The organism is Streptomyces sp. NPDC046122, assembly GCF_056429965.1.
The window spans coordinates 330110-347802 of sequence record NZ_JBWKLQ010000001.1; the positions used below are offsets into that span (position 1 = coordinate 330110).

The 17693-nt window shown below is 71.3% G+C and carries 15 protein-coding genes; 7 read left to right on the plus strand and 8 right to left on the minus strand.

What is annotated here, in order from left to right; all coding sequences use genetic code 11:
• Positions 1 to 89: 89 nt before the first annotated feature.
• The 3 genes from AC07FK_RS01385 to AC07FK_RS01395 all read left to right on the plus strand — a co-directional run bounded on the left by AC07FK_RS01385 (position 90) and on the right by AC07FK_RS01395 (position 3265).
• Positions 90 to 1703, plus strand: a complete 1614-nt coding sequence (locus AC07FK_RS01385; RefSeq protein WP_479101499.1) for a sensor histidine kinase — start codon at positions 90 to 92, stop codon at positions 1701 to 1703.
• A gap of 67 nt (positions 1704 to 1770) precedes the next feature.
• The gene (locus tag AC07FK_RS01390) at positions 1771 to 2463 is read left to right on the plus strand and encodes a response regulator (protein WP_479101500.1); all 693 of its coding nucleotides are present in this window, start codon (positions 1771 to 1773) and stop codon (positions 2461 to 2463) included.
• A 130-nt stretch (positions 2464 to 2593) separates the two neighbouring features.
• A complete protein-coding gene (locus AC07FK_RS01395; protein ID WP_479101502.1) occupies positions 2594 to 3265 on the plus strand; it encodes a helix-turn-helix domain-containing protein in 672 nt (223 codons plus the stop codon).
• Between the two features lie 80 nt (positions 3266 to 3345).
• On the opposite strand, the gene AC07FK_RS01400 is transcribed toward AC07FK_RS01395, so the two are convergent.
• Positions 3346 to 4371 (minus strand): ATP-dependent 6-phosphofructokinase, encoded by a 1026-nt coding sequence (locus tag AC07FK_RS01400; RefSeq protein ID WP_479101503.1) that lies wholly within the window; start codon positions 4369 to 4371, stop codon positions 3346 to 3348.
• A 260-nt stretch (positions 4372 to 4631) separates the two neighbouring features.
• On the opposite strand from AC07FK_RS01400, the gene pta reads away from it, so the two are divergent.
• The 3 genes from pta (at position 4632) to pyk (ending at position 9471) form a co-directional block, all read left to right on the plus strand.
• Positions 4632 to 6707 carry a phosphate acetyltransferase gene (gene pta, locus AC07FK_RS01405; RefSeq protein WP_479101504.1) on the plus strand — a complete coding sequence of 692 codons (2076 nt, stop codon included), beginning with the start codon at positions 4632 to 4634 and terminating at the stop codon, positions 6705 to 6707.
• Positions 6704 to 7960 (plus strand): acetate kinase, encoded by a 1257-nt coding sequence (locus AC07FK_RS01410; protein ID WP_479101505.1) that lies wholly within the window; start codon positions 6704 to 6706, stop codon positions 7958 to 7960. Before pta ends, AC07FK_RS01410 begins: the two co-directional genes overlap by 4 nt.
• Positions 7961 to 8034: 74 nt before the next feature.
• Positions 8035 to 9471 (plus strand): pyruvate kinase, encoded by a 1437-nt coding sequence (pyk, locus tag AC07FK_RS01415; protein WP_479101507.1) that lies wholly within the window; start codon positions 8035 to 8037, stop codon positions 9469 to 9471.
• A gap of 85 nt (positions 9472 to 9556) precedes the next feature.
• On the opposite strand, the gene AC07FK_RS01420 is transcribed toward pyk, so the two are convergent.
• The 4 genes from AC07FK_RS01420 to AC07FK_RS01435 form a co-directional block, all read right to left on the minus strand.
• A complete protein-coding gene (locus AC07FK_RS01420; RefSeq protein WP_479102527.1) occupies positions 9557 to 10924 on the minus strand; it encodes a hypothetical protein in 1368 nt (455 codons plus the stop codon).
• The gene (locus tag AC07FK_RS01425; RefSeq protein WP_479101508.1) at positions 10914 to 11453 is read right to left on the minus strand and encodes a DUF6114 domain-containing protein; all 540 of its coding nucleotides are present in this window, start codon (positions 11451 to 11453) and stop codon (positions 10914 to 10916) included. Before AC07FK_RS01425 ends, AC07FK_RS01420 begins: the two co-directional genes overlap by 11 nt.
• Positions 11454 to 11550: 97 nt before the next feature.
• On the minus strand, positions 11551 to 12183 hold the full coding sequence (locus tag AC07FK_RS01430) for a DUF6230 family protein (protein WP_479101510.1): 633 nt from the start codon (positions 12181 to 12183) through the stop codon (positions 11551 to 11553).
• 617 nt (positions 12184 to 12800) lie between these two features.
• Positions 12801 to 13772: a tetratricopeptide repeat protein gene (locus AC07FK_RS01435; RefSeq protein ID WP_479101512.1), complete on the minus strand. Its 972-nt coding sequence runs from the start codon at positions 13770 to 13772 to the stop codon at positions 12801 to 12803.
• Positions 13773 to 14134: 362 nt separating this feature from the next.
• On the opposite strand from AC07FK_RS01435, the gene AC07FK_RS01440 reads away from it, so the two are divergent.
• The gene (locus AC07FK_RS01440) at positions 14135 to 14806 is read left to right on the plus strand and encodes a TetR/AcrR family transcriptional regulator (protein WP_479101514.1); all 672 of its coding nucleotides are present in this window, start codon (positions 14135 to 14137) and stop codon (positions 14804 to 14806) included.
• Positions 14807 to 14877: 71 nt separating this feature from the next.
• Here AC07FK_RS01440 and AC07FK_RS01445 read toward each other — a convergent pair whose 3' ends face one another.
• From AC07FK_RS01445 to AC07FK_RS01455, 3 genes are all read right to left on the minus strand, one after another.
• A complete protein-coding gene (locus AC07FK_RS01445; protein ID WP_479101515.1) occupies positions 14878 to 16578 on the minus strand; it encodes an acyl-CoA mutase large subunit family protein in 1701 nt (566 codons plus the stop codon).
• A gap of 94 nt (positions 16579 to 16672) precedes the next feature.
• Positions 16673 to 16999: a DUF3817 domain-containing protein gene (locus tag AC07FK_RS01450; protein WP_479101517.1), complete on the minus strand. Its 327-nt coding sequence runs from the start codon at positions 16997 to 16999 to the stop codon at positions 16673 to 16675.
• Between the two features lie 95 nt (positions 17000 to 17094).
• The gene (locus AC07FK_RS01455) at positions 17095 to 17604 is read right to left on the minus strand and encodes a MarR family winged helix-turn-helix transcriptional regulator (RefSeq protein ID WP_479101519.1); all 510 of its coding nucleotides are present in this window, start codon (positions 17602 to 17604) and stop codon (positions 17095 to 17097) included.
• Positions 17605 to 17693: the final 89 nt, after the last annotated feature.

Here is a 17693-nt window from a genome sequence, read left to right on the forward strand (position 1 = left end):
GACTATCCATCACGCTGTGACGGCGGTCACCGTTACGTGCATTTCGTTCACGGGTTTTCGGCCCGGCGCACGTGCCGCACACTTGCCGCATGCGCGTTCCCCGCCCCCGCAGCCTGGCCGGCCAGCTCTTCGCGATGCAGGTCGTACTCGTCGCGGTCATCGTCGCGGGCTGCTCCGCCTTCGCGTACTTCTCGGACAAGTCCCAGGCCGAGGAGACCGCCCGCCGGCAGGCGTACGCGACCGCCACCGCCGTGGCGAAGTCCCCGGCGGTGATCGAGGCCGCCCGGTCCGACCACCCGACGGGACTGCTCCAGCCGTACACCGAGGCGCTGCGCAAGGAGGCCGGCGTCACCTTCGTCACGATCATGGCGCCGGACGGCACCCGCTGGACCCACCCGGAGGCGCAGCAGATCGGCAGGACGTACCTGGGCCACACCGGGCCGGCCCTGGCGGGCCGCACCTTCGCCGAGACGTACGTGGGAGTGCTGGGGCGCTCGGTGCGCGTGGTGGCGCCGGTACGGGACACCGAGGCGCGCGGCGGGCGGATACTCGGGCTCGTCAGCGCGGGCATCACCATCGAGGCCATCAGCGCGCAGGTCCGGCAGCAGGTGGCCGCCCTGCTCGGCGTGGCGTCGGGCGCGCTCGCCCTCGGCGGCGTCGGAACGTACGTCATCAACGCCCGGCTGAGGCGGCACACGCACGGCATGAACGCCCGCGAGCTGAGCCGCATGCACGACTACCACGAGGCGGCGCTGCACGCGGTGCGCGAGGGACTGCTGATGCTGGACGGCCGCCAGCGCATCGCGCTGATCAACGACGGCGGGCGCGCGCTGCTGGGGCTCGGGCCGGACGCGATCGGCCGCCCGGTGGCAGAAATGGATCTGCCGGGCCCGCTGACGGCGGCGCTGCTCGACCCCGAGCCGCGCGTCGACGAGGTGCACCTGACGGCGGACCGGGTGGTCGTCGTCAACAGCCGCCCGGTGACCGGCGGGGAGAAGCGCGGCACGGTCGTGACCCTGCGCGACCACACCGAACTCCAGGCGCTCTCCGGCGAACTGGACTCGGAGCGCGGCTTCACCCAGGCGCTGCGCTCGCAGGCCCACGAGGCGGCGAACCGCCTGCACACCGTCGTCTCCCTCATCGAACTCGGCCGCCCGGACGAGGCGGTGGAGTTCGCCACGGCCGAACTGGAGCTGGCCCAGGCCCTGACCGACCAGGTCGTCGGCGCGGTGAACGAGCCGGTCCTGGCGGCGCTGCTGCTGGGGAAGGCGGCGCAGGCCAACGAGCGGGGCGTGGCGCTCGTCCTGGACGAGGACAGCCGGATCGACGACGGCCTCCTGCCGGGCACGCTCCCCGCCCGTGACCTGGTGACGATCCTGGGCAACCTGATCGACAACGCGGTGGACGCGGCGCAGGGCAGCGACGGCGCGCGCGTCACCGTGACGGCCCGCACCGACCGGGGCGGCGAACTGCTGCTGCGCGTCGCGGACACGGGACCGGGCGTCGACCCCGCGGCCGCGGACGCCGTGTTCGCCCGGGGCTGGTCGACGAAGAGCGCGGGGCGCGGGCTGGGGCTCGCGCTGGTCCGGCAGACGGTGCGCCGGGGCGGCGGCACGGTCGCGCTCACCCGCGCCCCGGGCGGCGGCGCGGAGTTCACGGTGTGCCTGCCGTTGCGGGTGGCGGTGGAGAGGGCGCGGTCATGACCCCGCGTACGGCTCCCCCCGCCCGCTCCGCCGGGCGCGTGGCCCACGGGCGCCCGGAGGTGACCGCATGAGCGGCGCCCCGGCACGCCCCATCCGGGTCCTGGTCGTCGAGGACGACCACGTCGCCGCCGACGCCCACGCGCTGTACGTCGGCCGCGTCCCCGGTTTTGCCGTCGCGGGGGTGACGCACTCGCGGGCGGAGGCCGTGCGGGCCCTCGACCGCGGGCCCGTCGACCTGCTGCTCCTGGACCTGTACCTGCCCGACGGCCACGGCCTCCAGCTCGTCCGTTCGATCCGGGGCGCCGGCCACACCGCCGACGTCATCGCGGTCACCTCGGCCCGCGATCTCGCCGTCGTACGCGAAGGGGTGTCCCTCGGCGTCGTGCAGTACGTGCTGAAGCCCTTCACCTTCGCCACCCTGCGCGACCGCCTCACCCGGTACGCCGAGTTCCGCGCGGCCGCCGGCGAGGCCAGCGGCCAGGACGAGGTGGACCGCGCCCTCGCCGCGCTGCGCACTCCGCAGCCCGCCGCCCTGCCCAAGGGGCTCAGCGCCCCGACGCTGGAGGCCGTGACACGGACCCTGCGCGGCTCGCCGGCCGGGACCACCGCCGCCGCGGCCGCCGCCGAGCTGGGGATCTCGCGGATCACCGCCCGCCGGTATCTGGAACACCTGGTCACCGCCGGGCGGGCCGAGCGCGCCCCGCAGTACGGCCAGGTCGGCCGCCCCGAGCTGCACTACCGGTGGATCGCCCTGCGGTGAGCCCAGAGTGACCGGAGGGTAACCTGAGGAGTGCACGAGCGAGCGTGGGAACGTAGGACGTTTCTACGATTTGTAGCCTTGGGGGAACGCACCGTAGTCATCGGGCCCCCGCTCTCCGTACGGTGTGCCCGTGCACCCCTCTCCGCCTTTCAACGCCCTCGCCGCGCGCCGGCTGCGCGAGGCCCTGGGCATGGCCCCCGGCCACGTCGCCTACGGGCTGCGTGCGCAGTACGGACTGAACATCGGCCCCGACCTCGTCGTCGCCTGGGAGCGCGGCCAGCGCGCGCCGGACATGCAGGAGGTCACGGCGCTCGCCGGTGTCCTGTGGTGCGCGGTCGGCGACCTGATCGCCGCCCCGGGCACGCTGCGCGAGCACCGGATGGCACGGGGCCTGGGAGCGCCGGACCTGGCCCGGCAGGTCGGTCTGGACGCGGCCTCGTACCAGCGGATGGAGGACGCCGGGCGGTGGCGCGGCAACGAACGGCAGTCCGCGGCGCTCGCCGAGGCGCTCGGTCTGTCGCCGCGCGAGTTCGTCACGGCCACGGGCCGCGACCAGGACCTGGCCGAGGTGCTGTGCAGCGCGGTGACGACCCGCTGGCAGGCGTACGTACGGCCGGTGGCCAAGCTGGTCCCGGTGCCCAAGCGCCGGCTGGAGGACGTCCTCCAGCAACTGCACACCGACTACCAGTCACGGATGGTGTCGACGCTGAGCTGGAGCGGCAGCGGGGCGGAGGACGGCGCGAAGGGCCGGGAGTTCCTGGATGAGATCGTCGGCCACTTCTGGCGGCTGGCGCCGCACTGACCGGCCGGCCGCAGGCCGGCGGAGGCGGCGGGCCGCCCCGTCGTCCACCGGGGACGAGGGGGCCGCCCGGCCGACCCGGCTCAGAAGACGGACTCGGCCTCGTACATCCGCTCGTGGGGAACCGTCTTCAGCTCCTCGACGCCCGCCGCCAGGGGCACCATGGTGATCTCGGTGCCGGTCAGCGCCGTCATGTTGCCGAAGTCGCCGCGGTGCACCGCCTCCACCGCGTGCCAGCCGAAGCGGGTGGCCAGGACGCGGTCGTACGCCGTCGGGGTGCCGCCGCGCTGGACGTGGCCGAGGATGACCGGCCGGGCCTCCTTGCCGAGGCGCTTCTCCAGCTCGCTGGCGAGCCGGTTGCCGATGCCGGTGAAGCGCTCGTGGCCGAACTGGTCGATGGCGCCCTTCTCGTACGGCATGGACCCCTCGGCCGGACGCGCGCCCTCCGCGATGCAGACGACCGCGAACTTCTTGCCGCGCGAGAAGCGTTCCTCGACCATCTTCACCAGGTCGTCGACCTCGAAGGGCCGCTCGGGCAGGCAGATGCCGTGCGCGCCGCCCGCCATGCCGGACTCCAGCGCGATCCATCCGGCGTGCCGGCCCATGACCTCGACGACCATCACGCGCTGGTGCGATTCGGCAGTGGTCTTCAGACGGTCTATGGCCTCGGTCGCGACGCCCACGGCCGTGTCGAAGCCGAACGTGCGGTCGGTGCCGTTGATGTCGTTGTCGATGGTCTTCGGTACGCCGACGACCGGCATCCCCGCGTCCGACAGCATCCGGGACGCGGTGAGCGTGCCCTCGCCGCCGATCGGGATGAGCGCGTCGATGCCGGACCGGGCCGCCAACTCCTGCCAGTTCTCGGCCGCTTCGCGCAGCCGGTCGCGCTCCAGGCGCGCGGAACCGAGGATCGTGCCGCCGCGGGCCAGGATACCGCTGACGGCGTCCAGGTCGAGAGGGCGGAAATGGCCGTCGAGCAGGCCCTTGAACCCGTCCTCGAAGCCGATGACTTCGTCGCCGTGCCCCGCGACGGCTCGGTGCACGACCGACCGGATCACTGCGTTCAGCCCGGGGCAGTCTCCGCCTGCGGTGAGGACTCCGATACGCATCGTGCTGTGTCTCCTGCTCGCTAGTGGTACATGTGAGCCAGAATCCGATTGTTCCACGGCTCGCATGGGCCCGGCGCTTCCGGCTACTCCTCCATCAGTGCCAAGAACGGGCCGTACGGAGGGGTGGCGGAGACCTGGGGATCAGCCCGTGCGAGACCTTCGGTCCCGGTCCCTCAGGCCCCCTGCCCGGCGGGCGCCCTATCCACCCACACAGGTATTGTCAAGAGGGCAAGACCACCCTATCTGGACGGAGAGCACGCGTGACGCGCAGCGTGTACGTGACCGGGATCGACCGGGGAGACGGCCGGCAGGTCATCGAGCTGGGAGTCATGGAGCTCCTGACGCGCCAGGTGGACCGGGTGGGCGTGTTCCGTCCCCTGGTCCACGACGGGCCGGACCGGCTCTTCGACCTCCTGCGCGCCCGTTACCGGCTGTCGCAGGATCCGGCCACCGGGTACGGCATGTACTACCAGGAGGCGGCGGCGCTCCAGGCCGAGAAGGGCACCGACGAACTGGTCTCCCGTGTCGTCGACCGCTTCCACCGGGTGGCGCGGGAGTACGAGGTCGTCCTCGTGCTCGGCACCGACTTCGCCGACACCCAGCTGCCGGAGGAACTGGCTCTCAACGCCCGCCTGGCCAACGAGTTCGGCGCCTCGGTGATCCCGGTGGTCGGCGGCAAGAACCAGCCCGCCGACGCCGTCCGCGCCGAGATCCGCAACGCGTACCGCGCGTACGAGGCCCTCGGCTGCCAGGTCCTCGCCATGGTCGCCAACCGGGTCGCCCCCGCCGACCGCGCGGAGGTCGCCGAGCGCCTGGAGGCCCGCCTCCCGGTGCCCTGCTACGTGCTGCCCGACGAGCCCGCGCTGGCCGCCCCCACGGTCGCCCAGATCACCCACGCCCTGGGGGGCAAGGTGGTGCTCGGCGACGACGCGGGGCTCGCGCGCGACGCCCTGGACTTCGTGTTCGGCGGCGCGATGCTGCCGAACTTCCTGAACGCCCTGACCCCCGGCTGCCTGGTCGTGACCCCGGGCGACCGCGCCGACCTGGTGGTGGGCGCGCTCGCCGCGCACAGCGCCGGGACCCCGCCGATAGCGGGCGTACTCCTGACCCTCGACGAGCGCCCCGGCGACGAGGTGCTCACCCTGGCGTCGCGCCTCGCGCCCGGCACCCCCGTGGTCTCGGTGGCGGGCGGCTCCTTCCCCACCGCCGGTGAGCTGTTCGCCCTCGAGGGCAAGCTCAACGCCGCGACCCCCCGCAAGGCGGAGACCGCGCTCGGCCTCTTCGAGCGGTACGTCGACACCGCCGACCTGCTGACCCGGATGTCGGTGGCCCGCAGCGGCCGCGTGACGCCGATGATGTTCGAGCACGAGCTGCTGGAGCGGGCCCGCTCGAACCGCCGCCGCGTCGTGCTGCCCGAGGGCACCGAGGAGCGCGTCCTGCGCGCCGCCGACGTGCTGCTGCGCCGCGACGTGTGCGACCTGACGCTGCTCGGCGACGTCGACGTCCTGCGCAAGAAGGCCGCCGACCTGGGCATCGACCTCAGCAGCACCCAGCTCATCGACCCGCAGACCTCCGAGCTGCGGAGCCGTTTCGCGGAGACGTACGCGAAGCTGCGCGCCCACCGGGGCGTCAGCGTGGAGCTGGCGTACGACGTGGTGGCCGACGTCAACTACTTCGGCACGCTGATGGTGCACGAGGGCCTGGCCGACGGCATGGTGTCGGGTTCGGTGCACTCCACGGCGGCGACCATCCGCCCGGCCTTCGAGATCATCAAGACCAAGCGGGACGCCAAGATCGTCTCGTCCGTCTTCTTCATGCTGCTCGCCGACCGGGTGCTCGTGTACGGCGACTGCGCGGTCAATCCGGACCCGGACGCCGTCCAGCTCGCGGACATCGCCGTCCAGTCGGCGGTCACGGCCGAGAAGTTCGGCGTCGACGCCCGGATCGCGATGCTGTCGTACTCGACCGGCAGCTCCGGCAGCGGCGCGGACGTCGACAAGGTGCGCGAGGCCACCGAACTGGTGCGCGTCAGCCGTCCGGATCTGCTGGTCGAGGGGCCGATCCAGTACGACGCGGCGGTCGAGCCGTCGGTGGCCGCCACCAAGCTGCCCGGCTCGGAGGTCGCCGGCCAGGCCACGGTGCTGGTCTTCCCGGACCTGAACACCGGCAACAACACCTACAAGGCCGTCCAGCGCTCGGCCGGCGCCGTCGCCGTCGGCCCGGTCCTCCAGGGTCTGAACAAGCCGGTCAACGACCTGTCGCGCGGCGCCCTGGTCCAGGACATCGTCCAGACGGTCGCCATCACGGCGATCCAGGCGCAGGACACGAGCGCATGACCTCCACCCCGACCCGAGAAGGCACCGCACCCGTGACCGCAGCCCAGCGCATTCTCGTCCTCAACTCCGGTTCCTCGTCGGTGAAGTACCAGCTGCTCGACATGCGCGACAGCTCGCGCCTCGCCGTCGGCCTGGTCGAGCGGATCGGCGAGCAGACCTCGCGCCTGGTGCACAGCCCGCTCACCGGCGAGGGCGATCCGGCGGGCGCCAAGCGCGAGCGCACCGGACCGATCGCCGACCACGAGGCCGCGCTGAAGGCCGTCGCGGAGGAACTGGCGCACGACGGGCTCGGCCTGGACTCCCCCGAGCTGGCCGCCATCGGCCACCGGGTGGTGCACGGCGGCCTGAGGTTCAGCGCGCCGACCGTGATCACGGACGAGGTGATGGCGGAGATCGAGCGGCTCGTCCCGGTGGCCCCGCTGCACAACCCGGCGAACATCACCGGCATCCGCACGGCCCAGGCCCTGCGCCCCGACCTGCCCCAGGTCGCCGTCTTCGACACCGCCTTCCACACGACGATGCCGGAGTCCGCGGCCCGCTACGCGATCGACGTCGAGACCGCGGACGCCCACCGCATCCGCCGGTACGGCTTCCACGGCACCTCGCACGCGTTCGTCTCGCGCGAGACGGCGAAGCTGCTGGGCAAGGACCCGTCCGAGGTCAACGTCATCGTGCTGCACCTGGGCAACGGCGCCTCGGCGTCCGCCGTGCGCGGTGGGAGGTGCGTGGACACCTCCATGGGACTGACCCCCTTGGAGGGGCTGGTCATGGGTACGCGCTCCGGTGACATCGATCCCGCGGTGACGTTCCACCTGGAGCGGGTCGGCGGGATGAGCACGGACGAGATCGACGTACTGCTGAACAAGAAAAGCGGGCTTGTCGGCCTTTGCGGTGACAACGACATGCGGGAAATACGCCGTCGTATCGACGAAGGTGATCAGCGCGCATTGCTGGCTTTCGAGATCTACATCCACCGGCTGAAGAAATACATCGGCGCTTACTACGCCGTTCTCGGCCGGGTCGACGCGGTGGTGTTCACCGCGGGGGTCGGCGAGAACGCGGCGCCCGTGCGCGCGGCCGCGGTCGAGGGCCTGGAGGAGCTCGGACTGGTGGTGGACGCGGATCTGAACGCCGTACGGTCGGACGCGGCGCGGCTGATCTCGCCCGGGTACGCCCGGGTCGCGGTCGCCGTGGTACCGACCGACGAGGAGCTGGAGATCGCCCGTCAGACGTACGCGTTGGTCAACGCCTGAGCGGCGTCCCGCCCATTTGTACATTCCACCAGACGGAATATTCCGCAGCGAAACAAACCGATAGGATCCGCCTCATGCGCCGTTCCAAAATCGTCTGCACACTGGGTCCCGCCGTCGACTCCCATGACCAGCTCGTGGCTCTGATCGAAGCCGGCATGAGCGTGGCCCGATTCAACTTCAGCCACGGCACCCACGCCGAGCACCAGGGCCGGTACGACCGTGTCCGCAAGGCCGCCGAGGAGACGGGCCGCGCGGTGGGCGTGCTCGCCGACCTCCAGGGCCCGAAGATCCGGCTGGCGAAGTTCGCCGAGGGGCCGGTCGAGCTGGTCCGCGGGGACGAGTTCGTCATCACCGCCGAGGACGTCCCCGGCGACAAGTCGATCTGCGGTACGACCTACAAGGGTCTGCCCGGCGACGTGTCCAAGGGCGACCCGATCCTGATCAACGACGGCAACGTCGAGCTCAAGGTCGTGTCGGTCGAGGGCTCGCAGGTCCACACCATCGTGATCGAGGGGGGTGTGGTCTCCGACCACAAGGGCATCAACCTGCCGGGCGCGGCGGTCAACGTCCCCGCCCTGTCCGAGAAGGACGTCGAGGACCTGCGTTTCGCCCTGCGGATGGGCTGCGACATGGTCGCGCTCTCCTTCGTGCGCGACGCCGACGACGTCAAGGACGTCCACAAGGTGATGGACGAGGAGGGCCGCCGGGTCCCCGTCATCGCCAAGGTGGAGAAGCCGCAGGCCGTCGAGCACATGGAGGGCGTCGTCATGGCGTTCGACGGTGTGATGGTCGCGCGTGGCGACCTGGCCGTCGAGTATCCGCTCGAGAAGGTCCCGATGGTGCAGAAGCGGCTCATCGAGCTGTGCCGCCGCAACGCCAAGCCGGTGATCGTCGCGACCCAGATGATGGAGTCGATGATCACCAACTCGCGCCCGACGCGCGCCGAGGCGTCCGACGTCGCCAACGCGATCCTGGACGGCGCGGACGCGGTCATGCTGTCCGCCGAGTCCTCGGTCGGCGCGTACCCGATCGAGACCGTCAAGACGATGTCGAAGATCGTCGTCGCGGCGGAGGAGGAGCTGCTGGCCAAGGGCCTCCAGCCGCTCGTACCGGGCAAGAAGCCCCGTACGCAGGGCGGTTCGGTCGCCCGCGCGGCCGCCGAGATCGCGGACTTCCTCAACGGCAAGGCGCTGGTCGCCTTCACCAAGTCCGGCGACACGGCCCGCCGGCTGTCCCGCTACCGGGCGGCGCAGCCGATCCTGGCCTTCACCACGGACGTCGGCACCCGCAACCAGCTCGCGCTGAGCTGGGGCGTCGAGTCCTTCGTCGTCCCGCACGTCGACAACACCGACGCGATGGTCGACCTCGTCGACGCCGAGCTGCTCAAGCTCCAGCGCTACAACAACGGCGACACCATGGTCATCACCGCCGGTTCGCCTCCCGGCGTGCCCGGCACGACCAACATGGTCCGGGTGCACCACCTGGGCGGCGGCGGGCACGACGCGGCCTGACATCCGCCGCGCGACACGCGAACGGCGGCGGCCCGCCCCCCTCGGTCGGGGGCGGGCCGCCGCCGTCGCTGTACCGCCGCGCGGGTCAGCCGGTGTAGTAGTTGTGCAGGCCGGGGACCTTGAGCGTGCCGCCGAACTGGCCGGCCTGGGTCACCTTGACCTTCGTGAACATGGCGATCGGGACGTTCAGCGGAGGCGGGGTCTCCGGGCTGAAGGTGATCGGGATGAGGCCGAAGAGGTTGCCCTTCAGCTCTTCCGTGTACATGGTCACGGTGCCGTCGCGGAGGGTCGACGTGGAACCCCGCGCGGCCTGCACGTGCGCCGTGGTGCCGTTGGGTCCGACGACCTTCTGGTGGAGGTCGTTGATGTCGGTCTCCTCGGCGGTGAACTTCAGGACCTTCTTGATCTTGCCGCTGCCGGTCCTGACCTCGACGATGCCCTTGTAGTCGAGTCCGCGCAGGGTCAGCATCGAGCTCTCCAGGATCCACGGCTCGTCGGGCAGGTCCGGGATGCCCTGTTCGAGCTCGGCGTTCGCGAGCGCCTCGGGGTCCGCCGTCGGGCAGGGGAAGGGCTCCTTGCCGTCGGCGCCGGCGGCCGGGTCGTCGGCCTTGCCGTCCGCCTTGCCGGCGTCGTCCGCGGCGTCCTTGGCCTCGTCGCCGAGTTCCTCGACCTTGGCGCCCGCCTTGTCGGCGGCTTCCCTGATCGCGTCCGCGGTCCTGTCGGCCGCGTCCGCCCCGTCGGTCCCACCGGCCGTGTCGCCCGCGGGCTTCTCGGCCTCGGCGGGCTTCTCGGCGGCCGGCGGGTCGGCGTCGGGCTTGCCGGCGTCCGGCTCGGTGGTCGCGCCGCCGTCGGCGTCCTCCGTCTCGGAGGGCTCCGGGGCGGCGGTCTCCTCGTCCGGCCCGTCGAGTACGTCCTTGATCGCGTCGCCCACGCCCAGCGGGTCGAGCGGGTTCGTGGTCTCGCTCTCCGTCGGCTCCGGCGCGGGATCCTTCGTCGCTGCCTCGCCCGCCTCCGGCTCCTCGACGGGCTCGGTGGCCGGCGCGCTGCTGCTCGCTCCCGGGCCCGGGGTCTCACCCGGCTCCGGCGTCTCACCGGTGCCCGGCGTCTCGGCCGGCTTGTCCCGTGTGTCGTCCGCGCTCGGGGTGGCCGTGGGTGTGGGCGTGGCCGAGGGGGACGTGGACTCGGAGGCGTCCGGTTCCGGGGTGTCCGAGCGGGTGACGCACGGTCCGGGGGCGAAGGGGTTCGTCACCTGGTCGTCGGCGAGCGCCAGCTTGGGGGTGAGCCCCATGCCGACGAACACCGCCGTCGGCATCGCGGCCAGGGCCATCGCCTTGCCCGCGGGCATCTGCAGTTTCGTCAGGAGCGACTTCCTGGGGGCCGCGTGACGCGGCCCGCTTCTTTCACGGGTCCGGTCGCCTCCGGCCGCGGTCAGCTCCGCCTCGTCACCCCGCACTGTTCCTCCCGCCATTGGCGTCAACAGATGTGTCGGTTGCGTACGTGTGGCCCGTGCCGTCCGCGAATCCGGCCGGCTCGCCGCCCGCGGGCGGGACCTCGCCGGCCGGGGGCGCGTACTCGGCAGGCGCGTCCGGCTTGGCCGGGGCCCAGGAGATGGACAGCGCTCCGCCGGTCAGCGCCAGCAGGAAGCCGACTCCGAAGCCGCCCAGGTTGGACACGGGAATCGAGACGAGCGCCAGCAGAATCGAGGCGACGCCCGCGAAGACTCGGACGATGTGGTGGTACCACATGGTCAGGCCGAGAGTGACGAGCAGTACGCCGATGATCAGCGAGCCCGCTCCCGCCGTGGTGGCCATGGCCATCGTGAGGTGGCCGATCTTGATTTCGGCGTACGGAAGCCAGGCGATCGGCACACCGCCGAGGACGGTGAGCAGGCCCGCCCAAAACGGCCGGCCGCCCCGCCAGGCACGGAAGCGCAGCCGCCAGTAGGTGAAATCGCGGCTCGGACCCGAGGACTCGGCGCTCATGGAAAACAGCTCCCTGGAACCGGTGTTGCTGTGCAGAGATGAGGGAGGGGGAGCGGGCGGGACGACGTGTCACGCGTCCCGCCCGCAGAGGGAGTGCTTAGTAGCACTCCTTGACGCCCTTGTGCAGCTTCATGCTCAGACCACTGAGCTTGAAGGTGCCGGCCGTGGTGGCCCAGGCCTTCTGCTTCACGTCGGTCAGCACGGCCGAGTCGGCCTGCTGCGAGAAGCCGTACGGGTTGGCCCGGGTGCCCGGCTGGATACCCGGTCCCTTGGTGGCCTTGCCCGCCGCCACGCCGATGTCGATGTTCTTGAACGTGGCGTTGGCGCCGAGCTCCTCGACGTCCAGGTAGAGGTTCTCCGCCTTGACCGGCGTACCGTTTCCTCCAGCCGTGAGCTGGAGAGAGATGTTGCCGAAGACCGGGACGTTGGGCGTCACGACCGACTGACACATCTTGGTGATCTCGGCGGTCTTGAACGCCGACACCGCGACCGGGTGGGCAGCCTTGTTGCCCTCGAGGTCGGTGCCTTCGGCCAGTCCTCCGTACTGGAAGAAGCCCTTACCCTCGAGCCTCTCCGCGCTGACCTTGAAGCTCTGGCCAGAAACGCTGAACGACGCCGCGAGCGCACCCTGTGCCAGGGCGACGCCTATCGCGGCCGTCGCGGCCACACTCGGCACCATGACGACGGCGAACCGCTTCCATCTGGTACCGCCACGAACTGCAGACTCCATGACTTTCCTCCTTCTCGGACGTACATCTCCGGTACGGGCAGGGCCCGCAGGGGGATGGGAGAAGTGCTACGTCCTCGGGAAGGAGAGCGCCCGTATCGGAGGCGCGAACGACTTCCGAATCACCGGCGATCACCCCCGAGCGACAACCACTGGCCACGCGTTCGCGCAACCTGCTGGACAGGCCCCGCCGTTCGGCAGAGACCCCCCTGTCCACGGCCGGCGTCACTGCCGTCGGCCGGCTCGGTGGGGACCCACGGGACCGCGAGCACCGATTGGCTGTCGGGCTGGTGCGGTATTGGACCGAGCGTGGCCGATCGTGGTCCATTCGCGGCCGGGGCACAAGGGGGTTCGTTACTCGCTAGTAACGGCCGGATAACCGAAGTGCGACCGCCCGGCATCGACGAGCCGTGGACAGTTCCGTCAAGTGACGGGAAAAACGCAGTGATTGTCGCCCAGAAACGGGCAGAACATCTTGATCATCTTACTGCAAGTAACAGCGGCCGCGTTTACCAAGTTTCGGTAAAGCGCGGCCGCTCGATGTCACTGTGTCGCCAAATCAACGGCGGCTGCCTCAGGGGCGCCACCGGTGAAAACGCCGGTCGGAGCGTCCCGTCCGGTCAGAACAGCACGCGGGCCAGCGCCGCACGCGCCGGCGCGACCCGCGGGTCGTCGGCGCCGATCACCTCGAACAGCTCCAGCAGCCGCACCCGCGCGGCGTCGCGGTCGTCGCCCGCCGTTCGCCGCACCGTCTCGACCAACCGCCCGAAGGCGTCCTCGACATGACCGCCGACCAGGTCCAGGTCGGCTGCGGCGATCTGCGCGGTCACGTCGGCCGGGTTCTCGGCGGCGTCCTTGCGGACCTGCTGCGGGTCCAGGTTCTGGACCCGCGCCAGGAGTTCGGCCTGGGCGAGGCCCAGCTTGGCCTCGGTGTTGCCCGGGTCGTCGACGAGCACGTTCTTGTACGCCTGGACCGCGCCGCCGAAGTCGTTCGCGTCCAGCGCCCGCGCCGCCGCTTCGAGCAGCGCGTCGTACGGACCGGCGGGAACCTCGGCCGCCGCGGCCGGCGCCTCGCCCGCCTCGGCGTCGACGGCGATACCGGTCAGACCGAAGCGCTCCTCGGCGACCTGGATCAACTGGTCCAGCGTCTCGCGGATCTGCGCCTCGGGGGCCGCGCCCTGGAAAAGCGGCAGCGCCTGTCCGGCGACCACCGCGAAGACCGCCGGGATGCCCTGGATCCCGAACTGCTGCATCAGCATCTGGTTGGCGTCGACATCCACCTTGGCCAGGAGGAAGCGACCGTTGTACTGGAGGGCGAGGCGTTCGAGAAGCGGGCCGAGCTGCTTGCACGGTTCGCACCACTCGGCCCAGAAGTCGATGACGACCGGGACTTCGGCGGAGCGCTGGAGTACATCGCGCTCAAAACCGGCCTCGTCGACATCGATCACCAGGCTCGACGGGGCGACTCCGCCACCGCCGCCGTTCCGGAGGGCCTCGGCGCGCGCCTGCTCCGCCTTCTGCCGGGCTTCGCCGGCCGCCTTCACCGCGGCGAGGTCGACGACGCCGCTCATGGACATGTTCCTAGGCTGCATGCGTACATCCTCCCCCTTTCGCGCGCGGTAAAGAAAAACTTGTGCCTGTCCGGTGCCCGGTGCGTGCCGATACGGCCACCGCACGTGCACCGAACCGCCACCTGATACACGAACCGCGCCCGCCCGCAGCCCCCCGCCGGTTGCGGGGCGTACGAACGAACACGGTCCGGGGTCCCGAGGAGGACCTGGGTCGGCGCGGGGTCCCCACCCTCGCGCCAGTGGTCTGCCGCTCTGGTTGTCGCTCTGGTCTCACTCTTTCGCTACAGGTCGTAGCGTAACTCGAAAGCCCGCCGGGCCGACAGCCCTGTGCGGTGATCTGGCTCACGAGGCCGAGTCACCTACCGGCCGGTATGGTCGCGGGCATGCCGCCCAGCGACCCCCCGTCCACCCCCGCAGCCCGCACCGGGCGCCCACGCAGCGTCGAGGCCCATGCCGCGATCCTGCGGGCGACCCGGGCGGCGCTGGTCGAACTCGGCTGGTCCAAGCTGACGATGGGCGACGTGGCGAGCCGGGCGGGCGTCGCCAAGACGACGCTGTACCGCCGGTGGGCGAACCGGAGCGAGCTGGTCGTCGACGCCGTGGCCGTCCTCTTCGACGAGCTGCGGCTGCCCGACCGGGGCAGCCTGATGGCCGACATCGAGGGAGTGGTGCTCCAGTTCGCCGCGCTGCTCGACCGGCCGGAGGCCAAGACCGCCCTGATGGCGGTGGTCGCGGAGTCCACCCGCGACGAGGCCCTGCGCGAGCGCATCCGCTCGGCGGTCGTCGACCGCCAGAAGCGCCTGGTGCTGCTCGGGCGGGAACGCGCGCAGGCCCGCGGCGAGCTGCCGTACGACGACGATCCCGTGCAGGCGGCCCGCCACGCGGACCTGATCTTCGACGTCATCGCCGGCGCCGTCGTCCACCGGGCCCTGGTGAGCGCCGAACCGGTCGACGAGGAGTGGGCGCGCAGCTTCACGCTGCTGCTGGTCGGCGGCCTCACGGCGGGCCTGCCGGGCGAAGGGGGCCGGCCCGGGGCCGGGCCCCGTCAGCGGTAGGGGCCCGGCCCCGGGCCGGTCGTCGTCAGGAGGCGGGTGCGCCGGGGCGGCCGGCGGCCGCCCCGGGGCCGTCAGAACCCCGGCGGCTCCGTGTAGATCCCCCACTCGTCACGCAGCACGCCGCAGATCTCGCCCAGCGTCGCTTCCGCCCGTACCGCCGTCAGCATCGGCTCGATCATGTTCGAGCCGTCGCGCGCCGCCGCGAGCAGCGCGTCCAGCGAGGCCCGCACCTTCGCGTCGTCGCGGGCCGCCTTGCGCTCCGCCAGCGTCCGTACCTGTACGCGCTCCACCTCGTGGCTCACCCGCAGGATCTCCAGGTCGCCCGTCACCGACCCGTGGTGGCAGTTGACGCCGACCACCCGCTTGTCGCCCTTCTCCACCGACCGCTGGTACTGGAACGCCGACTCCGCGATCTCGCCGGTGAACCAGCCGTCCTCGATGCCGCGCAGGATCCCCGACGTCATCGGGCCGATCGGGTGGCGGCCGTCCGGGTGCGCCCGCAGACCCCGCTCCTTGATCTGGTCGAAGATCTTCTCCGCGTCCGCCTCGATGCGGTCCGTCAGCTGCTCGATGTACCAGGAGCCGCCCAGCGGGTCCGCCACGTTCGCGACGCCCGTCTCCTCCATCAGCACCTGCTGCGTCCGCAGCGCGATCTCCGCGGCCTGCTCGCTCGGCAGCGCCAGCGTCTCGTCCAGCGCGTTCGTGTGCAGGGAGTTGGTGCCGCCCAGCACGGCCGCGAGCGCCTCGACCGCCGTACGCACGACGTTGTTGTACGGCTGCTGCGCGGTCAGCGAGACGCCCGCCGTCTGGGTGTGGAACCGCAGCCACTGCGCCTTTTCCGTCTGCGCGCCGTACACCTCCTTCATCCACCGGGCCCAGATCCGACGCGCCGCGCGGAACTTCGCGATCTCCTCGAAGAAGTCCACGTGCGCGTCGAAGAAGAACGACAGGCCCGGCGCGAAGTGGTCCACGTCCATGCCCCGGCTGAGCCCCAGCTCGACGTAGCCGAAACCGTCCGCCAGCGTGTACGCCAGCTCCTGCGCGGCCGTCGCGCCCGCCTCGCGGATGTGGTAGCCGGAGACGGAGAGCGGCTTGTACGCGGGGATGGTGCGGGCGCAGTGCTCCATCAGGTCGCCGATCAGGCGCAGGTGCGGCTCGGGCTGGAAGAGCCACTCCTTCTGGGCGATGTACTCCTTGAAGATGTCGGTCTGCAGGGTGCCGTTGAGGACCGCCGGGTCCACGCCCTGCCGCTCCGCCGCGACGAGGTACATGCAGAAGACCGGGACCGCCGGGCCGCTGATCGTCATGGACGTCGTGACGTCGCCCAGGGGGATGTCCTTGAACAGGACCTCCATGTCGGCGGCGGAGTCGATCGCCACACCGCAGTGGCCGACCTCGCCGAGCGACTTGGGCTCGTCGGAGTCCCGTCCCATCAGCGTCGGCATGTCGAAGGCGACGGACAGGCCGCCGCCGCCGTTCGCCAGGATCATCTTGTAGCGCTCGTTCGTCTGCTCGGCGTTGCCGAAGCCGGCGAACTGGCGGATGGTCCAGGTCCGGCCCCGGTAGCCGGTCGGGTGCAGGCCGCGGGTGAAGGGGTACTCCCCCGGCCACCCGATCCGCTCGAAGCCCTCGTACGTGTCACCGGGGCGCGGCCCGTACGCCGGGTCGACCGGATCTCCGGAGAGCGTGGTGAAGTCCGCGTCGCGCTTGCGGGCCTTGTCGTAACGGGCCTGCCAGCGGCGGCGGCCTTCCTCGATCTCTTCAGCGTCCATACCCTCGAATTTACTAGGACGTCCTAGTAAATGTCGATGGCAAACCGCCACGAGCCTCGCTCGTGGCGGTCGGTTCGTCTCGACCGGGCCGGGACTACGCCTTGGCGGGGGCCGGGCTCGCGTCCGTCACCAGCGCACGGGCCTCGCGCGTGATCTTCGGCTCGACGAAGAACGAGGCGAACGGGATGCAGCCGGCCGCCAGCACCCACAGCAGCTTGCCGAACGGCCACTTCGCCTTGGTGCCGAGGTCGAAGGCGAACACCACGTAGACGATGAACAGCACACCGTGGATCTGCGAGATCAGCATGGTGTCGCCGGTCTGGAACCCGTACTTCGCGATGATCGCCGCGGTGAACACCAGCAGCCAGACGGCGGTGATGTACGCCATCACCCGGTAGCGGGACAGCACATTCGACTTCATGGCATTGAGCGTAACCGGACGCAAGGGGCGATCTTCGGGCGGGGCGGGCGGGCCGCCCACCCGTGTCGGCGCCGGCGCCGCGCGGGCGTGGGGCCCTACTTCTCCTCGAAGTCGTGCGCCGCCACCCGCAGCGGCCGCAGCATCGCGAAGATCTCCGCGCACTCCTCCGCGTCGTACGCCCCGAGCCCGAAGTCCATCGCCATCAGGTCGCGGGTCGCCGCCTCGACGACGTCCCGGCCCTTGCCGGTGATGGAGGCGAGGGTGCCGCGGCCGTCGTTCGGGTTCGGCCGCTTGTCGACGAGGCCGGACTTCACGAGCCGGTCGACGGTGTTCGTGACGGACGTGGGGTGCACCATCAGGCGCTCGCCGATCTTGGACATCGGCAGTTCGCCCTGCTTGGAGAAGGTGAGCAGCACCAGCGCCTCGTACCGCGCGAAGGTCAGCCCGTACGGCTTGACGACGGCGTCGACCTCGGCGAGCAGGATCTGGTGCGCGCGCATGATGGAGGTGATCGCGGCCATCGAGGGCACGGGTCCCCAGCGCTGCTGCCAGAGTTCGTCGGCTCTGGAGATGGGATCGAAGGGGAGGCTGAGCGGCTTCGGCACGGCGTCGACCTTACCGGCCGGTCATATCGTGAACATCCCCGTCTCGCGCTTCGGTCGAATTCGGCCCCTCCCCGCACATCCGCGGGACG

What these genes read in the sequence shown, in the direction of transcription:
- AC07FK_RS01385 (WP_479101499.1), top strand. Translation starts at nt 90, where the DNA reads ATGCGCGTTCCCCGCCCCCGCAGCCTGGCCGGCCAGCTCTTCGCGATG.
- AC07FK_RS01390 (WP_479101500.1), top strand. Translation starts at nt 1,771, where the DNA reads ATGAGCGGCGCCCCGGCACGCCCCATCCGGGTCCTGGTCGTCGAGGAC.
- AC07FK_RS01400 (WP_479101503.1), bottom strand. Translation starts at nt 4,371, where the DNA reads ATGCGTATCGGAGTCCTCACCGCAGGCGGAGACTGCCCCGGGCTGAAC.
- AC07FK_RS01410 (WP_479101505.1), top strand. Translation starts at nt 6,704, where the DNA reads ATGACCTCCACCCCGACCCGAGAAGGCACCGCACCCGTGACCGCAGCC.
- pyk (WP_479101507.1), top strand. Translation starts at nt 8,035, where the DNA reads ATGCGCCGTTCCAAAATCGTCTGCACACTGGGTCCCGCCGTCGACTCC.
- AC07FK_RS01425 (WP_479101508.1), bottom strand. Translation starts at nt 11,453, where the DNA reads ATGAGCGCCGAGTCCTCGGGTCCGAGCCGCGATTTCACCTACTGGCGG.
- AC07FK_RS01430 (WP_479101510.1), bottom strand. Translation starts at nt 12,183, where the DNA reads ATGGAGTCTGCAGTTCGTGGCGGTACCAGATGGAAGCGGTTCGCCGTC.
- AC07FK_RS01435 (WP_479101512.1), bottom strand. Translation starts at nt 13,772, where the DNA reads ATGCAGCCTAGGAACATGTCCATGAGCGGCGTCGTCGACCTCGCCGCG.
- AC07FK_RS01440 (WP_479101514.1), top strand. Translation starts at nt 14,135, where the DNA reads ATGCCGCCCAGCGACCCCCCGTCCACCCCCGCAGCCCGCACCGGGCGC.
- AC07FK_RS01445 (WP_479101515.1), bottom strand. Translation starts at nt 16,578, where the DNA reads ATGGACGCTGAAGAGATCGAGGAAGGCCGCCGCCGCTGGCAGGCCCGT.
- AC07FK_RS01450 (WP_479101517.1), bottom strand. Translation starts at nt 16,999, where the DNA reads ATGAAGTCGAATGTGCTGTCCCGCTACCGGGTGATGGCGTACATCACC.